Raw genomic sequence first — 26,095 nt, 5'->3', positions numbered from 1 at the left:
TGAAGCATCGGACCGCAAACCACCCGGGCCGCAATTGGCCGGCGGCGGCCCGCGCGGCGGCGCAGGGGAACTAGAGCGGGAACTTGCCGGACATCTCCAGCGTGCCCGCGCAGGTCCAGGCCGACAGCCGTTCCTCGGCGGAGGGCCCTCCCTCGAGCGGGCTGGTGAGCCGTGGGCGCCGCACCCAGCATCCGGCTTCCTCGGCCACCAGCGCACCCGCGGCGAAGTCGTGCTCGTTCAGGCCACGCTCGCCGAAGGCGTCGACTGTTCCGTCGGCAACCATGCAGAGGTCCAGGGCAGCCGAGCCGAGCCGGCGCACGTCGGCGAAGCCGTCCACGAAGCTGCCCAGCGCCGCGAACTGCTCAGCGCGCACTTCCGGGTCATAGCTGAAGCCCGTGGACAGGAGCTGGCCGGTGCGGCCGGGAACCGGACCGGTCAACTGCACCCGCTTTCCGTCCTGCTCCAGCCAGGCACCCTGGCCCCGGGAAGCATAGTACACGCGCCCCAGCGCGGGGGCATGTACGACGCCGGCCAGCCACACGCCGTCGGAATCGGCAACAGCCACGGAGGTGGCGTAGTAGACGATATTGCGGATGAAGTTGGTGGTGCCGTCCAGCGGATCAATGGACCACCGCAGCCCGGTCGGCTGCTCGGGCCGCGTGGTCCCGTGTTCCTCGCCGGTGATCACGTCGCCCGGGCGCGCACTGCGGATGGCGGTGCGCACGGCTTCCTCGGCGGCAACATCGAAGGCGGTGACCCAGTCGCCGGCTTCGCCCTTGTTGGCCACCGTCCCCGAGTCCAGGGCGCCGTTGCTGCGCTCGGCCAGCACACCGGCACCGGCCGCCGCGGCGGCCTTGGCCACGTCCAGGAGCCCGGTCACGTCCAGGCGGCTTGCAGTATCCAGTGTCACTCGGAGTCCTCCCCGTTACCCGAAACGGCGGTTGCCTCGGGATCGTCAGTTTTAGCGTCAGGTTCCCCGTCAGCCAGGGCGTCCCCGTCAGCCGCGGCAGGCCCATTGGCCAGCAGTTCCCGGAATCCGTCCTCGTCCAGGATGGGCACTCCCAGCTGCTCGGCCTTGTCCCGCTTGGTGCCGGCATTGTCACCGGCCACCAGGTAGCTGGTCTTCTTCGACACCGACCCTGCCGCCTTGCCGCCGCGGACCAGGATGGCTTCCTTGGCCTCGTCGCGGCTGAAGCCTTCCAGGGTCCCGGTGACCACGACGGTCAGCCCCTCGAGGGTACGCGGCGTGGACTCGTCCCGCTCGTCCTTCATCCGCACCCCCGCTGCTGCCCAGCGGTCGATGATTTCGACGTGCCAGTCCTCGGCAAACCATTCCTTGAGGGCGGCAGCAATGGTGGGGCCGACCCCGTCCACGCCTGCGAGCTCCTCCTCGGATGCCTGCCGGATGGCGTCCATGGTGCCGAAGTGGTTGGCCAGGGCGCGCGAAGCCCGGGGACCGACGTGCCGGATGGACAGCGCCACCAGGACGCGCCACAGGGGCTGGGTCTTGGCCTTTTCGAGCTCGGTGAAGAGCTTCCGGGTGGTGGCTGTCGGCTTCGAGGGCGTCTTGGCCGTTCCCTTGCTGTAGAAGTAGGGCACCAGCTCGAACTCGCCGGTGGGAACACCCTTGGACCGCTTCTCACGCCGGATCTTCACCGGTTCCAGGTCCTCCGGCGTCAGGTCGAATAGGGCCGCCTCGCTGACCAGCGGCGGGACCTCGGGTTCCGCCGGCTGGGTCAGCGCGATTGCTGCCTCCCAGCCGAGGGCTTCAATGTCGAACGCTCCGCGGCTGGCCACATGGAACACGCGCTCACGCAGCTGCGACGGGCAGGACTTGGCGTTGGGGCAGCGGATGTCCACGTCCCCTTCCTTCCCGGGAGCAAGGGGCGTTCCGCAGGAGGGGCATTCGGTGGGCATCACGAAATCGCGCACGGGCGGGTCCTGCTGGTCCCGGAGCGCAAGCACCGGACCGACGATCTCGGGGATGACGTCGCCGGCTTTCCGGAGCACCACGATGTCGCCGATCTTGACGCCCTTGGCCTTGACCACGTCCTGGTTGTGCAGGGTGGCCATGCCCACGGTGGAGCCGGCGACTTTAACCGGCTCCATGATCCCGAACGGCGTAACCCGGCCCGTGCGGCCGACGTTGACCGCGATGTCCAACAGCTTTGTGTGCACTTCCTCGGGCGGGTACTTGTAGGCGACGGCCCAGCGCGGAACGCGGGTGGTGTAGCCCAGGGCGCGCTGGGTGGCGAAGTCGTCGATCTTCACCACGATGCCGTCAATCTCGTGAAGCAGGCTGTGCCGCTTGTCCCCGTATTTCTCGATGAATGCCAGCACCTCGGCGGGGCTGCCGAGAACCTCGAAGTACGGGCTGACCGGCAATCCCCACTCCGCCAGGAGCCGGTAGGTCTCCGACTGGCTGGCTGCCTGCAGGCCCTCGCGGGCGCCGATGCCGTGGACGAACATCTGCAGGGGGCGCTTGGCGGTTTCTGCCGGGTCCTTCTGCCGGAGCGAGCCGGCCGCGGCATTGCGCGGGTTGGCCAGCGGCGCCTTGCCCGCCTCAATCAGCGCCTCGTTGAATTCGGCGAACGCCTTGGACGGGATGAACACCTCGCCGCGGATTTCCATCTCGGCGGGAAATCCGCTGCCGCTGAGCTGCTGCGGGATCTCCTTGATGGTGAGCACATTGTGCGTAATGTCCTCGCCGGTGGTGCCGTCGCCGCGGGTCGCGGCCCGGACCAGCTTGCCGTCCCGGTAGAGCAGGTTCACGGCGAGGCCGTCGATCTTCAGTTCCGTGAGCCAGGCGGCGTCCGGATTGCCGGACTTGGCGACCCCTGCCTCCGCCTTGGCGATCCAGGCTTTCAGTTCGTCGATGGAGAACACGTCCTCCAGGCTGTACATGCGCTGGAGGTGTTCGACGGCGGCAAACGCCGCAGACACTTCTCCGCCAACCTCCTGGGTGGGCGAATCATTGGAGACGAGCTCCGGATGCAGCGCCTCGAGTTCCTCCAGCCGGCGAAAGAGAGTGTCGAACTCGGCGTCGGAGACGAGGGGCTCGTCCTCCTGGTAGTACGCGAAGCGGTACTTCCGGACGAGGTCCGCCAGGTTCTCGTACTCATCCCGTACCGATTCAGACGGAATGGCTTCCGGCTCAAGCTGGTCAGTTCCGGTGGCTGCGGCGGTACCCGTAACTGCGTTATCTGTGGGGCCTGATGGTGTGCTCACAGACCTATCTTGCCTTACAGCAAGGACATTTTGCCGGGGCGGCAGGCCTCCCCTGCCGGCAACAGTCCTACCAGTGGCCGGGGCGGTTGCGGCTCCACAGAGCGAAGGCCAGTCCGCCCAGACCCACCAGGAGGACGCCGCCCATGATGGCGAACAGGCCGAAGATGCCGATGCCGGAGCCCTTGTCCGCGACCACGACGGCGGCGGCCTGGCTGGCGTGGACCGGGGTGGGGATCGGTTTGGTCCAGGTGGATTCGGCCGCGGGGGCGGAGGACGACGGGCCGGGAGTGGCTGCAGAGGTGACCGGAACCGCGGCGGGCGTCGCCACCACCACGGCGGTCCCGGCATCGGCGGGCTGCGGGGCCAAGGGCGTCATCGCGGGAGCGGGGACGGCCGGCGCGGGTGCGGGGGCAACGCGCGGCGCCGCTGGCGCCACGGGCCGTACAGGGGCGGGGGCCGGCGCAGGTGCCTTCCGTGCCGGCGGCGGTGCCGGCGCCGGAGCCGGCGCGGGGGCGGGGGCCGCCGTCGTCGTCGGAGCCGGAGAACCGGACGACGGCGGAGCTACCGGCGAAGGCGATACGGTGCACTGTTGCTCGGGCAGACAGGCGGCCTGCGCCGCTCCGGCGGCGCCGGCCGCAACAGTGAAAGCCAGCATGGCGGCGGCAATTCCGGGCAGCAGCGCGCCACGCAGACGGGTGATTCGGATCATGGAAGTACCTTTGCAGCCGCGCAGCATACCCTGCGCCGAGTTTTGTCCCGGGTATCTTCCTACAGTCCGGCGCGGCGCGCCAAATCGGCTACTGCCGGTTTTCCGGCGGCAGCGCGATCTGGAGCTTGCGCACCTTGCCCCGGCCCACGATGTAACCGCGCCCCGGAATGAAGTCGGTGCCGACCCGTCCGAGCGACGTATTGAGGAGGCTGTCACCGTCGATATCGCCCGGATTGATCAGCAGTCCCCGCCTGCCCGACTTGAACGGCTGGGCCAGCGACCACGCCGATGACCAGGTGGATGTTTCGGACTCCCCCACGATCCACTGGTCGGCCTTGATGGACGCCGCCACCAGCCTTTCGATGCCGGATTCGGCCAGGGTATCCGTGAATTCCGTGAGTCCCTCGATGAAGATGGCCACTTTTCCCGGGTTGGCCGAGGCGTGGTCCGTGAGTGCCTCCACGGCCTCTTCGACGTCGTCGGCCCCCACCAGCGAACGGTCCCAGACGGGCAGGGACGCCACCGCGGATTTCCTGGCGGCAAGGTAAACCAGTTCGGTGCCGGGGTTGGACCGGCGCAGCGCGTAGGCCATGGTCACCAGGGCCACGGTCCGGCCGGCGCCCGGCGGACCGGCGAGCAGCAGCGGCCCCTTGGCCATGAGCGTTGCCGGCTGCAGTGTTTCGTCGTCCACGCCGATGACGGGAAGGTCCGGGAGCCCGGCGGGCAGGATGTCCAGGTCGATTTGCTCGGGCAGCCGCTCGATCCGGGGAGCCCGTTCCACGCCCTGGCGGAGCATGGCCTCGCTGAGTTTGTGGACTTCGCGCGCCTGCAGGGCCAGGTTGGAGTTGCCGCCCAGGACGGCGAGCTGCACCTCGTGGCCGCCCAGCAGCCCGCGGCCGGGAGGCGAGGCCTGGCCGAGGACGTCCTTCGGCACGTCCATGGTCAGGTAGTCGTCCTCGGCGGAAAGACGCAGCACCAGCCGCCGCTGGATGGAGGCAAGCAACGACGCCGGGACGGAGTTGGGGCGGTCACCGGTGACAACGAGGTGGATGCCCAGGGGACGGCCGTCCGTGGCCAGCTGCAGGAAGAGGTCCCAGAGGCCGGAGAGCTTGCTGTACTCGTAGGCCTCGCGGAAGGCCGACATGCCGTCGACCAGCACAAAGATGCGCTTTTCATCCGGCAGGCCGGCGAGCTTGCGGTACTCGCCGATGGTGGAGGCACGGACCTCGGCGAAGCGCCGTGCCCGGTCCTCGGCGAGATCGCTGAGCCAGCGCAGGAGCCTGCCCACGCGCTCCACGTCGTCGCCGTCGATGATCCCGCCCACGTGCGGGAGCTCCTCGAGCATTTTGAGGCCGGCGGAGCCGCAGTCGATGCCGTAGACGTGGACGGGGCCGCCGCGGGGTGTGACGGCAGCCGCGATGGCGATCCCCCGCAGCGCCGCGGACTTGCCCGAGCCGCCGGTGCCGTAGATGGCCATGTTGCCGTCTTTGTCCGGTTCGTAGAACACGGTGGGCTGGTCCTGGCGGGCGGGATCGTCCGCCACGCCCAGCAGGAGCCGTTCGTCGGTGCGCGGGTTGGGGAGCAGCGAGAAGTCGTAGGTCGTGGCAAGTTCGTTCAGCCACGGCTTCCGCGGCGGCTCAATGGCCAGCAGGTCCGCGGCGGCGATGACGTTGGCGGTCATCCGGGCGATGTCGTTGGGTCCGGCGGGTTCGTCCTGCACGGCGGTGTCGGGCGCCGGTGTCTCCCAGGTGGGACCGGACCCGAAGGCCATCTCCACGATGTCGATCTGCGGGCGCTGCGGGCGTTCGGTGGTCCAGCCGCCGGCGTAACCGGTCTGGAACCCCTGGATGCGGCCCGGCCCGGTTTTCGCCGCGCCGCGGCCCGGAATGGAGGGGTCGAAGTACGCGGCGTCCGGAACGCCGAGGATATCCGTGGCGTCGTCTTCGTCGGCCATGCGCAGCGCCACCCGGAGGTTGGTGTTGGCACGCAGGCTTTCCTTGATGACGCCGGCGGGCCGCTGGGTGGCGAGGATCAAGTGCAGGCCCAGTGACCGGCCGCGGGCGGCAACATCCACCACGCCGTCCACGAACTCGGGCACCTCGGTGGCCAGGGCTGCGAATTCATCCACCACGATGACCAGGTAGGGCGGGGCCTCGGGATCTGCCTCGCGCTGGAGGGCGAGCAGGTCCTTGGCCTTTTTCCTGTTGAGCAGGTGTTCGCGGTAGTGGAGCTCGGCCCGCAAGGAGGTGAGGGCGCGGCGCACCAGGTGCGGCGAGAGGTCGGTGACCAGGCCCACGGTGTGCGGCAGGTTGACGCAGTCGGCAAACGCAGCGCCGCCCTTGTAGTCCACGAACAGGAAGCTGACGCGGTCCGGGCTGTAGGCGGTGGCCATGCCCATGACCCAGGACTGCAGGAACTCCGATTTGCCGGCGCCTGTGGTGCCGCCCACCAGCGCGTGCGGCCCCTCGTTCTTGAGGTCCAGGTGCAGCGGTTCCACGCCCTTGGATCCCACGAGGGCACGGAGCGAGCCGTTGTCCTTGCGGTTGGCGACGGCGGTGGAGCGGACGGAGTTGTTCTCCTGCCAGCGTTCGGCCACGGCCTGCGGGTTGTCGAGGAAGTCCTTGCCCACCAGCGCTGCATAGGACACGGCGCGCGGCAGGTTCGAGTCGTCCTCCACGGGCTTTCCGGCGTCGACAACCGGCGAGAGCATGCGGGCCAGCTGGCCTGCAAGTTCGGCGTCGAGGCTCTCGCAGCTCACGGGGTAGGTGTGGCGTCCCAGCCGGACCTGCCCGGTGGTGGTGCCGTGCTCGCCGTCGACTGCCATGAAGTCACGGCAGGCGGCCGGAAGGGATTCGACGCCGGCAGCCACCCACAGGACGTGGACGCCGGTATCCGGTCCGCGTTCCACGAGCCGGGTCAGCCGGCCGCGGTCCACCGGCGCGTCGTCCTCGACAATCACCAGCACCGAGGGCAGTACCGGCGGCGGAACCTCCGCGGTTTCGTCGAGGATGCCGGGCCGGTGCACAGGACCCTGCGCGGGACCCTGCGAGCGCAGCGCGGCCTCCCGGAGTTCCACGAGGTCTTCGATCCGGGCCAGCAGGCTGGTGCCGCCTGCCGAGCCGGCCGCGAGGTGGTCGCCGCCGAGCGGGCTGTGGCTGGAGCCGACGTGCGGCAGCCACTGCAGCCAGTTCCAGCGTTCCCGGGACCGGGCCGAGGTGATGGCGGCCACGGCCACTTCCGCGGGGGAATGCAGGCCCACGAGCTGGAGCACCACTCCGCGTGCCACGTCATCGACGAGTCCGCGCGGCCCGGCGAGGCCGAACGAGCCCGCGGACCGCAGCTGGGAAACGACCGGCACGCCCTCGATCTGCCGGAACTGGTCCAGGCAGTCCTCGATCTCGCGCCGGTACTCTGTCTCGGTTTCGGCGGTGTTCGGCTCCTCGAACGGAATCCGGGACGGCACCGTGCCGAGCCCGAAGCGGAGGGCCAGGAACCCGGAGTGCTCGGGCCGGTGGGTCCAGAGCAGCGGGCCGAGCTTGTAGATGGAGTCCACGGTGTCACTGACTGACGGTGCTTCCTGGAGCCGGACGGCCCGTTCCACGCGCTGCAGCTCGGTGGTGTCCTGCCGGAAGGCCGCCATGGCCTCCCGGAACTGCTTCAGCTGTTCCTTGCGCTCGCGCTTGCTTTGCAGCTTCTGGTCCACGTAGTGGCCCACGATGAACAGCGGCATCATCAGCATGAAGAGCATGGACAGCAGGCTCTGGGTCACCGCGAACAGCACCGCGCCCATCATCAGCGGAGCGATCAGCATGATGTAGGGGAAAGGGTGGTGGTCCTGCCGCTTGGGTCCGGCCGGGGGCACCCGCTTGCCCGGGGCGAACCGGGGCACCACCCGCGGGGAACGGTTGAAATCAACCAGGGGCGACGTCGGGGCTGCCGCGCCGCTGCGCGCCAGCGGCACCACAGTCACCCCGGTGTCGCCCAGCGTGACGGTGTCGGAGGAATTCAGCGTGGCGCGGGTGACGGGCAGCCCGTCCATCTGGAGGCCATTGGCGGAGTTCGTGTCGACGATCTCGATGCTCTCCCCCACCGTGATGCGGGCGTGCCGCTTCGACGTGAGGGGGTCGGTGAGCCGGACGTCCACGTTCCGGTCCCTTCCGATGTAGCTGGTGCCGGACGGCAGCGAAAACTCCCGGCCGACGTCGGGCCCGGAGACTATCCGGAGTGTGGCCGCGGCGGGGCCGCGGTCCGCGGCAGGGCCGGCGTCGTTCGGGTTACCGAACTGGTCGCTCACCTGGGTGAGCGAAACGACGGACCCCGGCCGCAGCCCGGACTCAAGGAGGTTGTCCGCCCGGTCCAGGACGATGCCGCGCATGCCGCCGGCCACGAAGGCCTCGTCGATCCGGAGGGAAAGGTTTGGCGGAGCGGGCTCCTCCCGCCGGGCGGGGTCGGCGGTCCACAGCTCGGTGGCGATGTCCGCGACCGTTGCGCGGCCGTCCACTGTGACGGCCAGGTCTTTGGCCTCGGCGGGGTCCCTGCGCAGGGTCAGTCGGATCCTCATGCTTCGACGTCACCGCGCATCTTTTCCAGCAGGTGCAGGTCCTCGGCGGTAACCAGGTGCGAGGTGACCGCGTGCTCCACGAGGCGGGCCCGGCGGTTGGTGGCCAGCTTGCCGCCGCCGCCCCGCAGTCCGGCCACTCCGGCACGGTCCAGCTTGTCGCACACGTTGTCCAGCTTCCGGTTGAACCGGGTGAGGGCCCAGCCCAGGGTCCGGGCCGCCTCCGCGGAAGACGGAATGGCGCTGAATCCGGTGCCTTCGCGCCGGAGCATGGGTTCGGCGAGCGCCACGATGAGGGCCTTCTGGGAGTCCGTGAACACCACCGGGCCGATGGTGGTGTCCCCGCCGCTGGTTTCGCTGCTGGTCTCCTGCCGGAACGACGGCGTTTTCAGGTGGACGGCGAATTCGTACGTGGTGGGTCCGGCCGTGAAGATGACGCTGGTGTGGCTGAACACGAGCGGCAGCCGGGCGCCGGGCGAGAGCCAGGCCTGCATGCCGCCGGATCCGTCGGCCACCGTGGCGGACAGCCGGCTGCCCACGTTGCTGAGCCACCAGATGCCGTCATACCTGGCGATCTGCAGGAAGCGCCGGTGCAGGTAGGGGTTGTCGTCCACCTCGAGGTCGCCCTCGCGGCCAATGCTGAAGATGTCCTCATCGGTGGGCTCGTACCACTCGCCGCAGAAATCTATGGCCAGGTCTCCCATGTTTTCCTGTCTTGTCGTCGGGTCTGTTGCTGCTGGGCGGCCGGTCACGGTGCTGGCGCCGCGGGGTGCTCAGGGCGCGCTAGAGGCACGCGATGGAGTCCTCTCCGGCCGGCGACGCGGAGCCGTCGCTGCGGACGATGATCACCTGGATGCAGGTGGGCTCCGCCGGATTGGCCGTGACGTCCGCCCTGGTGGCCGACGTCGACAGGTAGCTTCCGCCGCCCTTGACCGTCTTGATCCGCCACTTGTAGGTGTCCCCTGGCTTCGGCTGCGGGTTGGTCCAGGTGAAGCGGACCTTCCCCTGCGCGCCGGCGCTGCCGGCCAGCTTGGCGACGTCGGGCACGGACCCGTCGTCGACGGCGTCGGCGGGCGGTTTGGTGATGCTTTCGGTGGGCCGGGCCCCGGGCTGCGGCGCGGCCGATGCCACCACAATGCCTACGATGACCGCCAGCACCAGGAGCGTTCCGCCGGAGACGGCGAGCCACAGGTTGCGCCTGCCGTGGTCCGCCGGGTGCTCCCCCGGCTGGCCGGAGGCATCATCTTCCACAGCCTTGGGCTGGTTGCTGCGCAGGACCGTAGCGTCGGCCCAGCCGTCTGCCGCAGGCGAAGTGAACGGCTCCGCCTCCGGTGCCGGTGCCGGAGCGGCCGACGGCGTGATGCCCGGTACCAGCCCACTCACCGGCCCGGGCGCCGGTGAAGTTGGCCCCGGTACAGTTGGGCCCGGTGCAGCCGGCGCTGGCGCGCCGCCCCAGTCCAGCGGCTTGGTCCGGGCCGGGAAGGTGGGGGCGCTTCCGGTCCGGTCCGGGTCGATGGAGGCGACGTTGCGGACGCGCGTCTCCTCCACGCCGTCGTCCAGGTGCACGTCGTCCGGCTGGCGTTCCTCGAGCACCTCGAACGGCGTAACGGACAGGTTGAGCTCGGCCTGGATCCGCTGCAGCGCCAGGGCGAAAGCGTGGGCGGACGAATAGCGTGAGGCCGGTTGCTTGGCCATCGCCGTCGCCAGTGCCAGTTCGAGGGATTCCGGCACGTCGGCGCGGCCCAGCCGGGGTACCGGCATGTTGGTGATGCGCGAGATGAGCTCGCGCTGGGAGTTGTCGGCACCCGGCAGCACGAATGGCGACCGTCCGGCGAGCAGGGTGTACAGCGTGGCGCCGAGGGCCCACACGTCCACCAGCACGCCGTCGACATTGCCGTCCCTGAACTGTTCCGGCGGCGACCAGGGGATGGACATCCCGGCATCCTCGTCGACGTCGCCGGCCAGCGTGCCGGAGATGCCGAAGTCGGTGAGCGCGGGGCGGTTGTAGTCGGTGACAAGGATGTTGGCGGGCTTGATGTCCCGGTGGGCGATGCCGGCCCGGTGCGCCGTTTCGACGGCGGAGGCCACCTGGATGCCGACGGCCAGGACCTCGTCAACACTGAAGCGCTGCCGGCGGTACCGGACGTCCAGGCTGGGCCGGGAGCAGTATTCCATGGCGAGGTAGGAATGGCCGTCCTCGGTCACCTCGGCCTCAAAGATGGTGACGATAAAGGGGTGCGAGGACAGCTGGGCCATGAGGTTGGCCTCGGACTCGAAGCGGCGGCGGGCGCCCTCCGTCTTGAGGCCGGACAGCAGCACCTTCACCGCCACCTTGCGGCGGGGCCGGTCCTGCTCGTAGAGGTAGACGTCAGAGAAGCCGCCCGATCCGAGCAGGCTGACGTAGCTGAACCCAGGGATGCGGGGCGGTGGTGCCGCCGGCCGCTTGGAACTCACAGGATCTCCTCAAAGCGCAAGGAAACGTCATCGCCGATTTCTGCGATGTCTCCGTCCAGGACAATGGCCATTTCATTCTGGGCAAGGCGCCGCGGCGGTTGCCCTTCGCGGACCAGCACCGTGCCGTTGGTGGCTTTCAGGTCGCACAGCATCACGTGCCAGCCCTCCAGCCGGACCTCCACGTGCGACCGCGAAATGTCGCCGCCGGGGCTGGCCACCTGGACCAGCCGCGGCATGGTCCCGCCCTGGACCCGGGACACCGACGGCTGCCGCCCGATCACGAGCGACTGTTCGAGGTCGATCAGCTCGCCCGTGGACAATCGCAGCCGGCCCAGCCGGGGGCGCGGCACCTGGATGGCGACGTCCGGCAACTGTGCCCCGCAGGTGAAGCACTGTCCGCTGGTAGGCGGGTTGGCGTGGCCGGCGGGGCACACCCGGGCGAGCACCAGCGGGCCGTTGCCTGCCGCAGCAGCCTGGCCGGGTTCCGATCCCTGCCCTGCCTGCTGCCCTCCGGAGGTGGACAGGTTGCTCTTGAGGATGGTCTGCCCGTCGTGGTCCCCTTCAGCCGCCGCGCCAGGCCCGGGTACGGAGCTGAACGACGGCGGAACCTGGGCTGCCGCGAACGATGGCGGTACGTCGGGCGTTGCGGACGACGGCGGCGCCTCAGTCGCTGAGAACGTGGGCGGCACCTGCGGTGCCGGGGCACGGCCGCCGCCCGTCGCCCACGGCACGGAGTCGATCAGGCCTGGCAGTGCCGGGGTGGAGGGGGCAGTGGTTGAAGGGGCAGGCGTTGCAGGGTCAGGGGCTGACAGGGCGGGCGCTGACGAGGCGGGGGCTGACGAGGCGGGGGCCGACGGGGATTCCTGAGCAGCTGTTTCCTTGGTTCCCGTCTCCGGAACTGCCGACTCCCCGCCCACCGGCGCACCGCCGTCGTCGTCCTGGTCTGTCCGCACGGCGGCGTCTTCAATGCTGCGCACCACGGTCTTGTCCCAGAGGTGGTCGTACGAGCCGGTGAGTTCGGTGGCCGGGCTGTCCTCGGGCAATGTCCCGGCACTGGCAGCACCCGTCTCAGTGAATCCCGTGACCGTTTCCTGCAGCCCCGCAACTGTCTCGGCCGACGCTTCCGGCTCCGGCTCTGCCGTCAGGGAAATATCCTCGCCCGGCGCCGCTATGGTTTCGGCCGAGGCCTCAAAAGTCGTTGCTGCAGTGGACGGTGCAGCAGCGGACGGTGCAGCGGCAGACGGTGCGGCAGTATCCGGCCGGTCTGACCGGCTACCCCCGGATTCGGTGACGCTGACGCGCAAAGACTGCAGGAGGACGGTCCCCTCAACCACCGGCAACTCGGTGTGCAACGCGGCGGCGGGCCCCTCAGGATGTGCTTCCGCGGCAGCCGGCACGTCCACGCTGAACGACTCGGGTGCGTCCAGCCACCGCTCAGTCCAGGTGGTGACGTTCCGGCCGTCGAGCTTTACAGGGCCCGACGCGAGCTGGACTGTCAGGTCGACGTCGCCGCGCAGGAAGACCCGCAGCGAGCCGCTGAACCCGATGATCCCGAAGCACGGGCTGGCGGACAGCGGTGCACCGAACCCTCCCGTCACGGCGTGCAGGACCTCGGCTGCGTCAGGACCTTTCGCCAGCAGATCCCACACCGTGCTGACCAGAGGGGCCGGAGTGGCAGGGTCCAGGATCACCGCAGTTCCCTGCCGGATGAGGCCTAGCCACCCGCCGGGGACGTAGCTAGCTGCGGCCATTGACAGTGTCCTCGCTTCCGGCGCGCGGCAGCGTGTCCTCGTCTTCCGCGTCGGCGGCCGTGCGGGGTGCCGTCGTGGCCACACCGGCGTCGTTGAGCACGTTCCGGGCATCGATGACGATCACCGTAATGTTGTCCCGGCCGCCGCGCCGCAACGCCGCCTGGATCAGGGCATCCACTGCCTCCTGCGGGTCCTCGAGAGTGCTGAGGATTTCCTCCATCTCCGCGTCGGTCAGTTCACCGTTGAGGCCGTCCGAGCACACCATCACCCGGTCGCCTTCCTCAATCGGCAGGAGCCAGTAGTCGGCCTCGGTCTCGTCGCCAGCGCCCAGCGCCCGTGTCACGACGTGCCGGCGGGGATGAACCGCGGCTTCCTCAGCGGTGATCTCGCCGCTCTCGACGAGCTCCTGGACCTCGGAGTGGTCCACGCTGACCTGGGCGAGGCGGCCCTGGCTTAACCGGTACGTCCGGGAATCCCCGATGTTCATGACCAGCCAGTAGGGAACACCCATCTGCTCCACCACCACCACGCCGCTGAGCGTGGTGCCGGCCCGCGAGCCGGTGGCGGAGCGGATTGATTCGTCGGCGCTGGCAAGATACTGCTGCACCACTCCGGCGGTGGCTGTCCGCTCCCCCGTGGCGAGTTGCGGCAGCTGGGCCAGCGTCCGGACGCACATGCCGCTGGCCACCTCGCCGGCTTCATGGCCGCCCATGCCGTCGGCCACGGCGAACACGGGATCGGAGGCGATGTACGAGTCTTCATTGAGCTCGCGGCGAAGGCCCCGGTCCGTTCCGTAGCCGTAGCTCAGCCTGAGGCCTGGCTCGCCGCCGGTCTCTGGAGTTCCGGCCGCCTGCTGTGAATTCATGCGTGTCCTACGTTGAAGGTGCGGTCCCCGAAATGAACTGTGGTTCCGGGGCTGACAAATGCGGGCACGCCCGGCTGCAGCGGCGTGCGCATGCCGTCGGGTGTGGTGACGGCGCTGCCGTTGGTCGAGTGGCGGTCGGTGACCCAGACGCCGGTGCCGTCGGTGAGCAGGTGGAGGTGCGTCTTGGAAATCGTCCTGCCCGGATCCGGGACGGGCAGCAGCTGCGCCTGCGATTCCCCGGCGGCAGGGGCGGGGTTGCGCCCGATCAGGACGGTGCGTTCCAGGCGGAAGTCGCGGCCGTCGTCGAGCGTTATCCGCAGCACCGCCTCAGGCGCGTCCTGGCGGACCCCGGCGCGCACCTGGGTGCGGTCCATTGCATCATCCAGGTGAACAGGGATATCCGGGCTAACAGCGGACCCAAGTGATCCGCCAGGCGGAACCGGCTCTGCCGGCGTTCGGGAAGCAACTGAGTTCCTCGACGCAACCGGGGAGGCCACCTGCTGCACCGGGGGCAGGTCCAGGGGCGCGAAGCCGTACGGGCCCTCGATGCCGCCGGTGGCCACGGGGTTGCGGCCGTTCACGACGTCGAAGACGAGGGTTTTGGCCGCACGGTCGTGCCATCCGCGGAGCTTGCCGTTCCGGTCCCAGGCGCTGGACACCACAACGACGACGGCCCAGGCCGCGCCGAGGAGCAGCAACGGTCCCAGGATCAGCAGGGCTGCGTCGAACCACTTGAAGACCGCCACCAGTACGGCTGCGAGGACGGCCAGCAGGATGCCGGCGCCGGTCACGATGTCCCGCAGGAGCACAGCACCGAGGCCCGGGGCGTAGCCGTCCTTGTCGGCGCTGCGGATGCCCATGACCCGGTTGCCGATGGTGTTGCCTGAGCGGCCCTCGACGCTTGCGACGGCGAACGCATAGGCAAGGGTCAGTCCGGCTCCAATGCCCCCCAGGAGCGCCAGCAGGCTTGTGTCGTAGATGATGAGCCCGGCGCTCCGCGTGCTGGTGATGCCGGCGAACCCGAAGGACAGCAGTACCGTCAGGATGGCCAGCGGCGCGAGCCAGTCGAGGACGGCCGCGCCGAGACGCTTGCCCGGCGCCGCAGGAACCAGCGCAAGAGTGCCTGACATGTCCGATCCTTCCCCCAGCCCTACCGGGATGCTACCGGGAATCGGAGCGGCTTGCCTCCCGCCGCGGCCGGGCGTCACTCCGCGGCCGGGCATCACGCCCCGATCCAGCCCGGGTCCCCGGCTGAGCATGGCTCCCCTGTTGGGCAGCGGGGTGCCGCACGCACCGCAGAAGCTTGCCCCCGCGCGGACAGGCTGCCCGCAACGTGGGCACGGCCCTGTCCCCTCAACAACTGCAGGCCCGGCGCCAGGCACAAACGACCCGCTCACCGCCGGAACCCCCGTGCGGCCAGGGCAGTCCGGGCCTCAGCCAGCAGCGACCGCGGCGAGAACCGCGCCTGCTGGCGCCGCCAGAAACCGACGGTTCCGGTCATCTCCTTGAGCGAACCGTCCACGACGTCCCAGTACTCCCGCACCTCATCCTCGCTGGGCTGGCCGGCCCCGAAGATGGACGCGTCAGCCCGGTGTGCCAGCAGGGTTGTGGCGCTGCCCGTGGCGGGGAAGGCTTCAGCGACGACCGCCGCCGTTTCCCGCCTGGTGGCGCGGGTGTCCACAGCGGCACCCATGTCCGTTGCCAGGCTGAGGACCTCGTTCCAGCCGCCGCCGACGCGCTGGGCAGGATCGCCGCCGGTGAAGCGCGCCTTCCGGCGGCGGGCCTTGAGCAGGGCGATGAGCAGCAGCGGCAGGGCGAGGATGCCGATGGGAATCATGGCGATGCCGATGGCAGTGAGGATCGGACCCCAGAGCAGCCAGGGGTTGTTCTTCTTCTCGTCGGCGTCGAGCGCGTCGGGAGAGGAATCCGGCGGCAGGTCCGCCGGCTCCTGCGGCGGTGGCGGCGGCTGCAGGACCTGGGGCTTCGGCTTGGACTTGTTTTCCGGATCGGGCGGGATGGGAATGTTGTCCTTGGGCGGCGTGGGGTCGAAGGCCACCCAGCCCACCCGGTCGAACGCCACCTCTACCCAGGCGTGGACGTCCTTGCCCAGGATTTTGATTTCGCCGGCACCGTTCTCGGGACTCTTAGGGTCGGGGTAGAAACCCATGACCACGCGCGACGGGATCCCCAGGTGCCGCAGCATCAGGGACATCGCCACGGCATACTGCTCATCGTCGCCCAGCATCTGCTTGGCGGTCAGCAGGTCCCGGATGCGCGCAGCGCCATGCCCGGAGACACTGGGAAGCTGCCCGTCGGCGATGAGCCCGTTGCTGAAGGCGCCCTTCTTCTGGAAGTGGGCCTCGATCTGCCGCACCTGGTCCACGGCCGTCGGGGCGTCCGCGGCCAGGTCGTTGGCCTGGGCGCCCACCACCGGCGGCACGTCGGTGGTGTCGGGCAGGCTGACCTTGGCGAAGTCGTATTGCGTCAACTGCCCGTGCTCGAGCTTCACCGGGTCCGAAATCTGGACGGTGTAGGAGTCACCCCGGGACAGGCCTTGGGTGGTCACCGCCGTGTCGGTTCCGGAGTTGAAGTACAGCCCCGAGGCAGCGCCGGATGAGCCTGGGCCGAAGCTGAGTCCGGTGGTCTTCCGTCCGCCCGGGACGAAGTAGCCCTGGTAGTCGTCGATGGTGATGTCCAGGCTGTAGTCGTCCGTCGGGACGGCGTCCGTGGCGTCGGCCAGCGTGTTGATCGATTTCGCGTCGCCCACTTTGCTGAAGCTGCCGGAGCCGTTCGGATCCATCGTGTAGTTGGTGCCGTTGAAGGAATCGAGCGCGCCGAGCCGGACCCGCGCGTCCTTGGGCAGCCCCTTGACCGTGAACAGCGCGTCGTCCTTCTTGTCCTTGACGAAGTTCCGGAAGCTCGCCAACGGCGTGACGTAGGCCTTGGGATCAAAGGGAGGGACGACGACGTTGCGCAGGACGCGCCGCTCGTCACCGCCGGCGATAAACGGCGATACCGCCGCGGTGATTCCCACCGTCGCCGCCAGGACCCCTGCTCCGGCCGCCAGGCGGCGCATTTGCGCCTTCCTGGCCGTGCCGGCGTCGTGCTGGGGACGGTTCACCGACACCTTGTGCGTGTCGCGACGGCGCAGGGCATCCCGCCGGAAGGTGGCCCAGGCGATGCCCACCACCGTCAGGGCGATGCCCCTTTCCACGGTCAGGAACCCGGCGTTGGTGCTGAAGGCGATGCCGGTGACGAACAGGACCAGGACCGGCAGCAGCGGCCAGTAGGGGCTCCGGATCCGCCAGGTCAGCACACCGGCCGTGGCTGCGGCTATGAGCGAGCTCAGGAAAGGGACGATCAGCACGCCGCCCGCAGTGCCCACCGGAACTCCGACGGTCAGCATGTCCTTCCACGAAAAGACAACGCCGAGCAGCAGCGTCCGCAGCGATTCAAGGCTTGGCAGGAATCCGGCGACCGCGGCGTCGGGCACCGCGAGGGCCGTCCCCAGTAGCAGGTAGGTGCCGAAGGCCAGGGCTGTGGTGATCAGCAGCCCCAGCCGGAATTGGGCATTGCCGGCAGCGAGGGCCAGGCCCAGGATGATCCCGCCAAAGCCGGCAACCAGGTAATGGGGGTCGCCGCCGAAGCTGAGGCTGAACCCCAGGACACCCAGCCCGAGCAGAATGGTGAGGGCGCCGCCGTCGAGCACAAAATGCCACACCGGCCGGCCGTCCGCGAACGCGGGCCCGGCAGCAGCCCGGGCTGAACGGCGGGGGCGGAGACCGGTAGCCTCACTCATGCTGCAGCCTTTCGCAGGACGGAGGGAAGGTCGGAGAGGTCACCGACGGTGAGCACGGTCAGGTCGCCGATGTTGGCACGGGCCGGGGCGGCGCCAAGGTCCACGAGCACGGCGAGGCTCCGGACGCCGGGCGGCACCGAGGCGGCTGCCGAGCGCAGTTGCGTGGGCGTCACATAGCTGCCCACGACGAAGAAAACCACGGAGGCGTTGGGCACCGTGTCGGCAAGGGTGCGGGCGAGGTCGACGGCGGTCTTCCGGAGCGGGGAGCCGACGATCCGGGTCATGTCATCCAGCATGTTGCGGCCGGTCTCGCAGCGCAGCGGACCGGACTGGGTCAGCACGTCCAGTTCGCGCTGTTCGCGGATGGCCTGCCGGCCGATGGACGCGGCGGCCGATATGGCCAGCTCGAACTCCTCCTCCGACGCGTATTCGTCCGTGTTGATGGACAGCGAAATGGCCAGGTGGGCGCGCCGGGTTTCCTCGAACTGGCGGACCATGAGCTTGCTGGTCCGGGCGGTGGTCTTCCAGTGAATGTGCCGCCGGTCATCCCCCGGGACGTAGTCGCGCAGCGCGTGGAAGGAGACGTCCGCGCTGGACAGTTCCGTGGTGGGCATGCCCTCCAGGTCGCGGATGAACCCGGCGGCGGAACCGGCCAGCGCAACCGTCCGGGGGTGCACATAGAGGTCCTCCGGTTCGGTCCAGAGCACCTGCCGGCGGAGCAGGTGCAGCGGATCGGCCCGGACAGATCGCACCGGACCCACCACGATGACAGCCCTGCGCGCTGTGGGGATGGTGAACAGGTCCTCGTGCACCTGCTGCGGCTTCATCCGCGGAAGGTGGAAGACGGCGGTAGCTGCCCCGACTGGCAGTTCGAGGTCAGCGGGCAGGAGCGGCCGTGCGGAGGTGTTGGACACGGCGATGCTTCCGACGGCGCTGTCCCCCACTGCCACCCTGGTCCGGGCGAGGTCGAGCACAACGCCGTAGGAGGAACGGCCAAGGATAAAGCCGACGGCGATGACGAAGAGCACCAGCGCCGCAATGGCTGCTGCCTTGGCTTCCTGCCAGCCGTAGGCGTTTCCGGCCGCCCACAGGAGAACCGCGGCCGCCAGCACGGACCAGCCCAGGACGCTGACCACGGACAGGACGGGGAGGACGCGGCGGCCCCACACGCCGTCGGCCATCCGCCGCGCCGGACCAAGCGCGAGGCGCGCTGTGCTGCCGGCATCCGACCACAGCCGTTGCCCCGGCAGCCGGACCTTGTACAGCCGCACGCTGGGCAGTTGCACCTTAGGTAGCCGCACCTTAAGCCGCTGCACTTTGGACGGCCGCACGCTAGACGGCCGCGCGCTGCTGCGGCGCCGCGACATCGGACAGAACGCGTCCCAGAACGGCTTCGGCCGTTGCCCCGGAGAACTCGGCCTCGGGGTCCATCACAAAACGGTGGGTCCAGACGACGGCGGCGAGGTCCTTGATGTCGTCCGGGAGGACGAAGTTGCGCCCCTGGCCCGCGGCCCAGACCTTGGCCGCACGGACCATGGCGAGGGCGCCACGCACGGACACACCCAGGCGGGTCTCGGGAGCGTTGCGGGTTTCCTCGCAGAGCCGGGAGATGTACTCCAGCACCGCGGTGTCGACGTGCGTCGTGGCGGCAAGGTCCGCCATGTCGGCCACGGCCTGTGTGGTGATGACGGGCTGCAGGTCCCGGGACCGGTCCTTGAGGTTAGTGCCGCCCAGGAGCTGGACGGTGGAGGCGTGGTCCGGGTACCCGATGGAGGTCTTGATCAGGAAGCGGTCCAGCTGGGCCTCCGGCAGCCGGTAGGTGCCTGCCTGCTCGATCGGGTTCTGGGTAGCCAGCACCATGAACGGGCGGCCGGCTTCGTAGGTGGTGCCGTCCACGGTGACGCGGGACTCCTCCATGACTTCCAGCAACGCCGACTGCGTCTTGGGCGAGGCCCGGTTGATCTCGTCGGCGAGCACGATGTTGCTGAAGATCGGTCCCTTGTGGAATTCGAACCGCTGGGTCTTCTGGTCGTAGATGGTCACGCCGGTGACGTCCGAGGGCAGCAGGTCAGGTGTGAACTGGATGCGGCTGTTGGACCCCTGGACCGTGGCCGCGAGGGCCCGGGCCAGGGAGGTCTTGCCGGTGCCCGGGGCGTCTTCGAAGAGGACGTGGCCTTCGGCGAGCATCGCGGTGAAGGTCAGGCGGATGACGTGGGCTTTGCCCAGGACGGCCTGGCCCACATTGGCGACGAGCTTCTCGAACGTCCCTGCAAACCAGTCGGCCTGCTCGCTTGTCATGGTCATGGTTGATTCCTCTTCTGTGTCATTGCAGGCATGTTCGTACTCAGCAGACGGTGGGTCGGCACGGTCAGCACTGCCCCACCCCCGGGCCCCGGATGTCCACGGTGATGCCCTTGACGTACCAGCCGGGGTGCGGTCCGCCGTTCATCAGGTACCAGCGGCTTCCGTTGTTGTAGATGTCGGACCAGCAGGGGGTGGCGATCCAGCCGTCGGAGTAGGACACCCAGTTGGCGTCGCTGCCGCCGCAGCTGCGCGTGGCGGCGTTGTACCGGTCAGGGACGCCGGGCTTGCCCGGGCAGCTGTTATTGTCGGACCGCTTGACTCGAACCTCCGTCAGCGGCGGCGTCGGGTCCGCGCCGCTGGTAGCCGTGTCACTGCCGGCCTGCCCGTAGACCACGGTAAACGCCCGGACCCGCAACGTGTGCGATTTGTCCCAGCCTCCCGCGGCGCGGTCGTACCGGTTGCTGAGTCCCACACTGATCCAGTTGCCGCCATCGAAGCTCACTTCGAACCGCTTGATGGCACGCCCGTTGCTCGCCGGGTTGTTCCAGGTCCAGTGCACATCGCCGTCGCCCTTGGCGGACTGTTGTCCAGCCACATTCGGCGCGTTCGGCGGCGCGTAGGGGTTGCCCGAGCCGATGGCCTTGCCATCGCCGGAGACATTGTTTTTGCTGGAGGCGGCGATGATGTTGACGGTCACGTCCCGGCCGTTCGGCTGGCCTCCAATGGTCCCGCCGCCGGTGCTGATCGGGCCTGATCCGTACGCCGTGGACCAGCGGTAGCTGATCTCCGACGCCTGTGAACCGTTCCGCTGCGCCTGGGTGAGCGGCGTGAACGTAACGTCCAGCTGTCCGTCCTTCCCGTTCGCCCGTACGGTTCCGCCGTTCACGGTGCCAGGCTTGCCGGCGGCCCGGACCGGCGCCGACTGTGCGCTGGTCCCGGATGTGCCGGCCTTGTTCGTGGCGGAAACCGTAAAGGCGTAGTCCGCCTCGGAGTTGTCCACCGTGACGTTCAGGGACGTGCCGGAGGCCACCTTCTGGCTCTTGACCACCGCCCCGCCCCGCAGCGTGGTCAGCGTGTAGGCGGAGACGGCGTCGCCATTATTGTCCGGCGGGGTCCAGCTGACATTGAGCTGGGACTGGTTGCCCACCGAGCCGGCGCCGGCGGCGGTGGGGGCAGCCGGCGTCACCGGGACGCCGGCCGGCACCTCCGCCGCGGAGTAGGTGCTCCACTCCGAGGGGTCCTTGGCGTCGTTCCGGGCGAGGACGCGCACCTTGTAGGCCACGCCGTTGGTGAGGCCCTTCCAGAGGTAGCTGGTGGAGGTCAGGTTCTGGATCTGCGGGTTCTGGCCGCTGGGTGCCGGTGAGATTTCCAGATCGTAGGACTTGACCGGCGAACCCTTGCTGGCCGGTGCCTTCCAAACAATGGAGAGCTGCTTGTCGCCGAACTTCAGGGACGGAGCCAGCGGCATCTCGGGTTTGACGTCGGGCCGGACCTCGGCGGATGCCGGGGACCGGTCGGATTCTCCGAATTCGTTCGTCGCGGTCACCTGGAAGTGGTACTTGGTGTCGTTGACCAGGTTGTTCAGGGTGCACGAGTTGGCCGGGCAGTCCTGCTTGTAGCCGCCTTCGCCGTACACCGTGTAGTTGGTGATGGGCGAACCCCTGTCCGCCGGCGCCGTCCAGTTGAGCAGCGCAGTCCGGTCCCCCACACTCTGCGCCAGGGGCGTGGTGGGGGCAAGCGGCTCGTCCTTGACCGTGAGCCGGATGCGGGCGGTGGCGTACCGGGACGAGTCCTCGGTTTTGTCCCCCACGGTGTAGGAGACAATCAGAGTGCCGGAGAACCCGGCCGATGGCGTCACCGTCACCGAATCGCCGCTGATGGCGGCAGTGCCCTGCCCCGTTTCCGTGGCGACGCCGATGATCTTCAGCGGGGTGTCCGGGAACGGGTTGGAATCGTTCGCCAGCACCTTGACGGTCACCGGCTTGCCGGCCGCGGCGTTTTCCTCCACGTCGTCGTTGGCGACGGGCTTGGCGCGGTTGGTTGCAGTCAAGGCGAGCCGGAACGTGGCAGTCGATTCAAGGCCGCGCGGGTCCTTGGCCGTCACCTGCACGGCGCCTCCGTCGCCTGTCCGCGCGCCGTCCCTGGCAGAGACTTTCAGGGTGGCGCCGTCGATGGCCGCGTTGAAGCCCTGTGGTACCGCGCCGGCGATCTCGTACTTCATGTTCGCGGCGTCGTCCCCGTCCGGGTCCGTGGTCAGCTTCGCAAGGTCTGCCGAGGCGGAGTCACCCAGCGGAACATCCACCGAGCCGCCGAGCAGCACGGGCGGGTTGTTCCGGTTGGGGTCGGGAAGCACCTTGGTGCGGATGCTCAGCGTGGACTTGAGTCCGGCGGCGTCGTCCGGTCCGGCACCGTCCGTCACTTCGAAGGTGATGGATCCGGGGCCCACATAGTCCCTGTCCGCCGTGTACTTGACGGCGGTGCCGTTGCCGGCCACCGGGTTGCCGCCGTCCGCACCGATGAGCTTGATCCGGTCGGCCTGGGTCAGCCGGGGCGTGCGGCCGTTACGCACCTTGACCCACTCGGCGAGGTCGGCGGTCACGGACTGGCCCGCCACCACTTCGAGGACCTCGTCCTTGGCCAGGGTGGGAACCTGCTGGCCGAGGCCGGGCACCCAGATGATCGCCGTCGATTTCTGGCCGTCCACGTCCTCAACCGTGTAGGGCACCAGCTGGGGCTGCCCGGTCAGCTCGACGATCACGTTGCCGTCCGGCCCCGGGCGCGCGGTGTCGGCACTGCTGCTGACTTTCAGGTTCTCGCCGACGCCGTCAGGGTCCTCGTCGTTCTTGAGGACGGGGACGTCGACGGCGGTCTTGCCGAGCGTCTGCGCTGAAGTCACCCGGTCGTCCCGGGCGATCGGTGCCTGCAGCGGGACGTTGCTGTCCACGACCATCCGAATGGCTGCCTGCGCGGAGGCGCCGCGTTCGTCGGCCACGGTGTAACGGACGTTGACGGTGCCCTCGGTGGCCGGTGCCTGCAGCAGGATGCGGCCGCTTTGCTTGCTGACCGTGGCCTTGAGTGCGGCATCGGCTTCGATGCCGTCGGTGAGGATCCGGATCAGGTCCCCGTCCGGGTCGGTGTCGTTGCCGGCCGCGTCGACGGCGATCTGCCGTCCGGGCCGGACCTTGACCTGGTCATCCACGGGGGTGGGCTTCTGGTTGGTATCGCTGCGGGGTGCGATGCCCACGGTGACGGTGCCGGTGTTCACGGCGCCCTGGCGGTCCACCACCTTGTAGCGGAACGTGTCGGTTCCCGCGCCGTTTCCGGCCGCGACGAAGTCAATGAAGTTGCTGCCCGCCGTCGCGGTGCCCATGCCGGGCGTGCTGTCGATGCCGGTCAGCTGGACGGAGTCGCCGTCGGGGTCTATGCCGTCCAGCGGCACGGGGATGCGCACCGTGCCGGCGGCCACTACGCGGGCGGTCAGGTTCTTGGGCTGCGGCCGGGAGTTTTCGGCGCCTTCCAACGGCAGGATGTGGATGGTGACGGCGGCGGCGCTCTTCTGGCCCTGCGGGTCCACGGCGTTGTAGATGGCGCGCACGGTCTTGGGCTGGCTGCCGGCGATGAACCGGAGGGTGTTTTCCGAGACGAAGCTCTTGCCGTCCTCCGCCGGAACAGCCTGCGGCAGGACCGGGTCAACAGTCAGCTTTTCGCCCTGTGGATGGGTGTCGTTGTCCAGGACCGGGATGGTCACCACGTCGTTGACGCGGACGTTGACCTCGTCGGGCTTGGGCTGCGGCGCCTCCACCACGGCAGGGGCTGGAACGGGCACCACCGAGACGCTTCCCGTGGCGGACGACTTGCCGTTGGACATCGTGTAGCGGAACAGGAAGGGGTCCTTGGTGCCGGCGATGTCGGTGATCCGCAGGACGCTGTGGTCGATCACGCTGACCGAGGCAGTGGCGTTCTCCGGCACGGCGACGGACTGCAGGACCAGGACGCCCCCGGACGGGTCGGAGTCGTTTGCAAGCGGGTCCAGCAGCACGCTGCCGCCCACCGGCAGGAGCGCCACGTCGTGGACGGCGACGGGATTTCCGGTGTCCTTGCCGGATTCCACATCCACCCGGATGAGGCCCTGGCTGCTTTGCGGCCCGTTGCTGGCAAGGTACGTCAGGTAGACCGGACCCGGGGTGCGGCTGCGGAAGGTGAAGGTGCCGCCGTCGGTGACCGGGCCCAGTTCTGCGGCTCCGCTGGCTTCCACCTGGGCGAGGCGCAAGGCGCCGCCGTTGGGATCGACGTCGTTCTTCAACGGTGCGATGACCAGGTCCTGGCCCACCACGGCGGTGACGTGGTCGGCGTTGACCACGGGAGCGAGTGCTCCCGGCGGCTGGACGTTGACCACCACCTTGCCCGTGGTGGTGGCGCGGCCGTCCCAGACGGTCACCGTGACGTTCTTCTTGCCGGCCGACGCGCCGGAGTCCTGGTAGGTGAGCAGGCCGTCGCGGCGGACCTTGACCTGGTCCTGTTCGTTGTCGGCGGTGGCTGACATCAGGACCAGGTCGTCGCCGTCGGGATCGGCCCAGTCGGTGAGGATGTTCTGGCTGACGGTCTTGCCCTGCTCCACGAGGAGCGTCGTAGGGTCGCCGCGCTTGAAGGCCGGGGGCCGGTTCTCGTCCGGTCCGACGACGTTCAGGCTCACCTTGCCGCCGGCGGACAGGCCGCGGCCGTCCGCCGCGGTGTAGTCGAAGGTCTCGGTCCCCGGCGCGGCGTCGGCCGGCACCGTGATCTGGAACGCGGACCCGCCGTAGATGCTCTCGATGCTGCCGGCCTGCGGGCCTTCCGTACCGAGCGACGCCGTCAAAACGTCGCCGTCGGGGTCGGAGTCGTTGTCGAGGACGCTCAGGACCGTGGTGCGCCCCGGCCGGACGCCGACGACGTCGGGTTTCGTTTCGGGGGGCCGGTTTGGTTTGGTGCGGTCCGGCAGGACGTTGATGGTGTTGTCGTCGGCGGACTCTTCATCGGGGTCGTCAGCCTGGTTCTTGGGCGGGACAACGTCGTCCCAGTTGTTGACCAGCTGCATGTTCTGGTTGACCAGCCACACGTTGCCCGAGTTCACGTCGTTGAGGACTACGAGGTCCCGGTTGACGCGGAACACGTAGCTGGGCGACGCGCTGGCCTTGGGCACGGCCACGTTCTTGTTGTCGGCCTCGTTCGCGCAGTCGCGGACGTACTTGTTGGCCCCGGACCACGCCGCGTGGATGCAGCCGCCCAGCTGCACCGGCGCTGCCGGCACGCCCTGGCCGCCGAAGGTGACGGTCTTCGCGGCAGAGCCATTGAGAGGCTGCTTGAGGAGTGCCTTGCCGGTGGCCACGGCCACGTAGTCCGACGCCGGGCCCGACTGCTGGAGCTTCGCCTCCCGCGCGTCGGCCAGCGGCACCTCGCGCCCGCCGGGCAGGAACAGTTTTCCGGCGGCTGAATCCAGGACCACAGGCTGGTCCCCCACGACGGAGAGCTGGAGGTCCCCGGCTCCCTTCAGCCCGTCCCACGCGCTGGACTCGGTGTGGGTGGGTGCACCCGCGGCGTCCACCGTGGTCACGGTCAGCTGCCCGGACTTCGGGTCCGCGGAATAGATGCGGTCATCCGGGCCGACGGCGGACACGAGGCCCGGGGAACCCTTCACGGCGGGCTCGCTGGACTCCTCGTCGAAGGCGTTGACGGTCGACGGGGACATGGCCCACATCTTGCCGTCGGACGGGTCGGTGACCGAGATGACGTCGGCGCCGAAGCTCACCTGCGCGGTGCCGGGAAGCTTCTTGTCGCCGCCCAGCCGCATGTTGGCGGCGGACACCTGGTTCAGGGTGGAGCCGGATTCGTCGTCGACGAACACCTTGCCGGCATTCTGCAGGACATCGAACGTGGTGCTGGCCGGGGTCACGGCACCGTCGAGAACCCGCGAGGGGTAGTTGAGCCGGCCGACGGCGTTGCGGGCCTTGCTGACCACCCAGACGCCGCCGTCGTTAAGGTCCACCTCGGTGGTCTTGAACCCCGGGTAGATCACGGCACCGGCCACCAGCGCTGCGGCGGCAGCGGAAAACACGGTACCGGTGACGATCGTGTTGCGGCGTTTCCTCAGCCCCAGCTTGCCGAACAAAGTTGACACAGCGTTATTATTCCCCCGAAATCAAAGCCGCCTGAGCGCGGCTTGCTGGCCCCTGATGTTCATCACGGGCCGGTGACATTCCGCCACTCCCCCATAGAGACGCCGGAACGATTTTCGAGTCTCGACTATTACATGGGCGCTGGCGGCTTGTCCAAGGACAGCCCTATGGCCGTCGCTTACCCGGCCAGCCTACCCGCGCGGTCCCGTCCGGGCGATGGGGAGGACTGCCCACGCCGGCCCTGTCGGCCGGGCTTGGGCCGGGAGCGCAAATCC

At 69.1% G+C, this 26,095-nt stretch carries 13 protein-coding genes; all 13 read right to left on the bottom strand.

Annotation, left to right across the window (positions count from 1 at the left end):
- Positions 1–70 precede the first annotated feature (70 nt).
- The 13 genes from ACFVTE_RS10620 to ACFVTE_RS10560 all read right to left on the bottom strand — a co-directional run bounded on the left by ACFVTE_RS10620 (position 71) and on the right by ACFVTE_RS10560 (position 25,822).
- Positions 71–910: an inositol monophosphatase family protein gene (locus tag ACFVTE_RS10620; RefSeq protein WP_387100067.1), complete on the bottom strand. Its 840-nt coding sequence runs from the start codon at positions 908–910 to the stop codon at positions 71–73.
- Complete coding sequence (ligA, locus tag ACFVTE_RS10615; protein WP_387100065.1) at positions 907–3,228, bottom strand: NAD-dependent DNA ligase LigA; 2,322 nt, start codon at positions 3,226–3,228, stop codon at positions 907–909. Before ligA ends, ACFVTE_RS10620 begins: the two co-directional genes overlap by 4 nt.
- Before the next feature lie 67 nt (positions 3,229–3,295).
- Positions 3,296–3,937 (bottom strand): hypothetical protein, encoded by a 642-nt coding sequence (locus tag ACFVTE_RS10610; protein WP_387100062.1) that lies wholly within the window; start codon positions 3,935–3,937, stop codon positions 3,296–3,298.
- An 88-nt stretch (positions 3,938–4,025) separates the two neighbouring features.
- Positions 4,026–8,498 carry an FtsK/SpoIIIE domain-containing protein gene (locus ACFVTE_RS10605; protein WP_387100059.1) on the bottom strand — a complete coding sequence of 1,491 codons (4,473 nt, stop codon included), beginning with the start codon at positions 8,496–8,498 and terminating at the stop codon, positions 4,026–4,028.
- On the bottom strand, positions 8,495–9,199 hold the full coding sequence (locus tag ACFVTE_RS10600) for a hypothetical protein (protein WP_387100056.1): 705 nt from the start codon (positions 9,197–9,199) through the stop codon (positions 8,495–8,497). The genes ACFVTE_RS10605 and ACFVTE_RS10600 overlap by 4 nt, the downstream gene beginning before the upstream one ends.
- A 79-nt stretch (positions 9,200–9,278) precedes the next feature.
- Positions 9,279–10,949 (bottom strand): serine/threonine-protein kinase, encoded by a 1,671-nt coding sequence (locus tag ACFVTE_RS10595; protein ID WP_387100054.1) that lies wholly within the window; start codon positions 10,947–10,949, stop codon positions 9,279–9,281.
- Positions 10,946–12,700: a hypothetical protein gene (locus tag ACFVTE_RS10590; RefSeq protein ID WP_387100051.1), complete on the bottom strand. Its 1,755-nt coding sequence runs from the start codon at positions 12,698–12,700 to the stop codon at positions 10,946–10,948. Before ACFVTE_RS10590 ends, ACFVTE_RS10595 begins: the two co-directional genes overlap by 4 nt.
- Positions 12,687–13,565, bottom strand: coding sequence for a PP2C family protein-serine/threonine phosphatase (locus tag ACFVTE_RS10585; protein ID WP_387100048.1), 879 nt, complete (start codon positions 13,563–13,565; stop codon positions 12,687–12,689). The genes ACFVTE_RS10590 and ACFVTE_RS10585 overlap by 14 nt, the downstream gene beginning before the upstream one ends.
- Positions 13,562–14,947 (bottom strand): RDD family protein, encoded by a 1,386-nt coding sequence (locus tag ACFVTE_RS10580; RefSeq protein WP_387100515.1) that lies wholly within the window; start codon positions 14,945–14,947, stop codon positions 13,562–13,564. The genes ACFVTE_RS10585 and ACFVTE_RS10580 overlap by 4 nt, the downstream gene beginning before the upstream one ends.
- An 11-nt stretch (positions 14,948–14,958) precedes the next feature.
- Complete coding sequence (locus ACFVTE_RS10575) at positions 14,959–17,364, bottom strand: transglutaminase domain-containing protein (protein WP_387100045.1); 2,406 nt, start codon at positions 17,362–17,364, stop codon at positions 14,959–14,961.
- Positions 17,361–18,545: a DUF58 domain-containing protein gene (locus tag ACFVTE_RS10570; RefSeq protein WP_387100512.1), complete on the bottom strand. Its 1,185-nt coding sequence runs from the start codon at positions 18,543–18,545 to the stop codon at positions 17,361–17,363. The genes ACFVTE_RS10575 and ACFVTE_RS10570 overlap by 4 nt, the downstream gene beginning before the upstream one ends.
- A gap of 151 nt (positions 18,546–18,696) precedes the next feature.
- The gene (locus tag ACFVTE_RS10565; protein WP_387100042.1) at positions 18,697–19,668 is read right to left on the bottom strand and encodes an AAA family ATPase; all 972 of its coding nucleotides are present in this window, start codon (positions 19,666–19,668) and stop codon (positions 18,697–18,699) included.
- Between the two features lie 64 nt (positions 19,669–19,732).
- The gene (locus ACFVTE_RS10560; RefSeq protein ID WP_387100039.1) at positions 19,733–25,822 is read right to left on the bottom strand and encodes an Ig-like domain-containing protein; all 6,090 of its coding nucleotides are present in this window, start codon (positions 25,820–25,822) and stop codon (positions 19,733–19,735) included.
- Between the last annotated feature and the right edge of the window lie 273 nt (positions 25,823–26,095).

Origin of the sequence: Arthrobacter sp. NPDC058097, assembly GCF_042884885.1 — a bacterium.
Lineage (GTDB): Bacteria > Actinomycetota > Actinomycetes > Actinomycetales > Micrococcaceae > Arthrobacter.
This window is presented reverse-complemented; position numbering and strand designations above follow the sequence as displayed.

Bases quoted from the DNA above. Each gene is read 5' to 3' on its own strand.
- ACFVTE_RS10565 (WP_387100042.1), bottom strand. From the start codon at position 19,668: ATGACCATGACAAGCGAGCAGGCCGACTGGTTTGCAGGGACGTTCGAG.
- ACFVTE_RS10610 (WP_387100062.1), bottom strand. From the start codon at position 3,937: ATGATCCGAATCACCCGTCTGCGTGGCGCGCTGCTGCCCGGAATTGCC.
- ACFVTE_RS10575 (WP_387100045.1), bottom strand. From the start codon at position 17,364: ATGAGTGAGGCTACCGGTCTCCGCCCCCGCCGTTCAGCCCGGGCTGCT.
- ACFVTE_RS10600 (WP_387100056.1), bottom strand. From the start codon at position 9,199: ATGGGAGACCTGGCCATAGATTTCTGCGGCGAGTGGTACGAGCCCACC.
- ACFVTE_RS10605 (WP_387100059.1), bottom strand. From the start codon at position 8,498: ATGAGGATCCGACTGACCCTGCGCAGGGACCCCGCCGAGGCCAAAGAC.
- ACFVTE_RS10590 (WP_387100051.1), bottom strand. From the start codon at position 12,700: ATGGCCGCAGCTAGCTACGTCCCCGGCGGGTGGCTAGGCCTCATCCGG.
- ACFVTE_RS10570 (WP_387100512.1), bottom strand. From the start codon at position 18,545: ATGGCCGACGGCGTGTGGGGCCGCCGCGTCCTCCCCGTCCTGTCCGTG.
- ACFVTE_RS10585 (WP_387100048.1), bottom strand. From the start codon at position 13,565: ATGAATTCACAGCAGGCGGCCGGAACTCCAGAGACCGGCGGCGAGCCA.